The organism is Rathayibacter tanaceti, from assembly GCF_001634385.1.
Classification (GTDB): domain Bacteria; phylum Actinomycetota; class Actinomycetes; order Actinomycetales; family Microbacteriaceae; genus Rathayibacter; species Rathayibacter tanaceti.
The window spans coordinates 1-2095 of record NZ_LIIN01000228.1; the positions used below are offsets into that span (position 1 = coordinate 1).

The following is a 2095-nucleotide window of genomic DNA, read 5'->3' on the forward strand; positions in this document are numbered from 1 at the left end:
GCCCGTCCCGTCCCCGTCCCCGTCCCCGAGCAATGCTCTCCATCCCGTCACGCGGAGTTCACACGGGACGCATAGATTCGAGGACGCTCACCCTCCCCTTATCACGCGAACAGGACCACGATGCGCAGACTCCGCGCCGCAAGCCTCCTCGCCGTCGTCGCGCTCGGAGCGGTCACGGCCGCCCCCGTCGCGACGGCCGCCACCGCCGACGACGGCGTCGAACTCACCCTGGTGTCGACGACGGACGTCCACGGGCACGTCTACGACTGGGACTACTTCGCGAACGCGCCGTACCCCGCCGACGGCGCGCTGGGCCTCACCCGCGTCGCGACCGAGGTCGACCGCCTCCGCGCCGAGAAGGGCGACGAGTCGGTGCTCGTCATGGACAACGGCGATGCGATCCAGGGCACTCCGCTCACCTACTACTACGGGCTCGGCGACGGCGCCGCGGGCGTCCTCTCGGGCGAGACGACGCATCCGATGGCCACCGCCTTCAACACGATCGGCTACGACGCCCAGGTCGTCGGCAACCACGAGTACAACTACGGGCTCGACATGCTCAGCGCCTACGAGGGCGATCTGAACGCGCCGCTACTCGGCGCGAACGTGATCGACGTGGCCACCGGCAAGCCGTACCACGACCCGTACACGCTGATCGAGCGCGAGATCGACGGGAAGAAGGTCACCGTCGGCGTCCTCGGCCTCGTGACTCCGGGCGTGCGGGTGTGGGACAAGCAGTACGTCGACGGAGTGCTGGAGTTCCAGGACATGGTCGCCGCCGCGAAGCAGTGGGTCCCGATCGTGCAGGAGCAGGCCGACGTGGTCGTCGTGCTCGCACACACGGGGCAGGGCACCGTCGCCGACGCCGACTACGACCCGGCTGACCTCAACGAGGACGTCGTGAACAACATCGCGACGCAGGTCCCCGGCATCGACGTCGTCGTCGCCGGCCACAGCCACAAGGACGTCCCCGAGACGATGTTCACGAACGTCGCCGGCGAGAAGGTCCTCGTCACTCAGCCGAAGTTCTGGGCGCAGGGCCTCACCGAGGTGACGCTGAACCTGGTGCCGGACGCCGCGGGCGGTCTCGAGGTCGACTGGTCGTCGGGAGCGGCTCCGGTCGCGAAGCCCGTCTACGCGAAGGACATCCCCGAGGACTCGCCGGCCGTGGTCGACGCGCTCGCCGAGCAGCACGCCACCACGGTCAAGTACGTGAACACGCCGGTCGCCCAGTCGCTCGAGGAGCTGTCGGCGGAGACGTCCCGCTACGAGGACACCCCGATCATCGACTTCATCAACACCGTCCAGGCCGAGACGGTCGACAAGGCCCTCGAGGGCACCGAGTGGGCCGACCTGCCCGTCATCTCGCAGGCGTCGCCGTTCTCGCGCACGGCCGTGTTCCCGCAGGGGCAGGTCACGATCCGCGACATCGCGGGGCTGTACATCTACGAGAACACCCTGCGCGGAGTCGAGCTGACCGGCGCCGAGGTGCGCGAGTACCTCGAGTTCTCGGCCCGCTACTTCACCCAGACGGCGCCGGGAGCGGCGTTCGACCCCGAGACGGGCACGAACGCGACCACCCCGGAGCGCCCCGATGGGGTCCCGGACTACAACTACGACGCGATCGCCGGCCTGGACTACGTGATCGACGTCTCCCAGCCCGCGGGCTCGCGCATCCGCGGCCTCGCCCACCCCGACGGCACGCCCGTCGCCGACGACGAGCGCTTCGTGATGGCGGTCAACAACTACCGTCAGAGCGGCGGAGGCGGCTACCCGGCGGTCGCGCAGGCTCCCCTCGTCTACGACGAGCGCCTCGAGATCCGCCAGCTGCTCATCGACTGGTCCAGCGACCGCGGAGTGATCGACCAGGCCGACTTCTTCGACCCGAACTGGTCGCTGACGACGGAGCCGGCCGCCGAGATCCCCGGTGGTCCTGCGCCCTCGGAGCCGGGGGCGCCGACCGAGCAGCCGACCATCGCTCCGTCGCCGCAGCCGACCGCCACAGCGGCCCCTGTCGCCGGAGACGCCGGGCCCGACTCGCTCGCGGACACAGGCTCCGACGCTGCCGGTCTCGCGGGCGGCGCCTGGTGCTGGC

The 2095-nt window shown here is 70.3% G+C and carries 1 protein-coding gene; it reads left to right on the forward strand.

Annotated features, from left to right (window positions below):
* Window positions 1-120: 120 nt before the first annotated feature.
* Window positions 121-2095: 5'-nucleotidase C-terminal domain-containing protein (locus tag ACH61_RS15190; RefSeq protein ID WP_068213662.1), on the forward strand; the 1975-nt coding region annotated here is incomplete at its 3' end.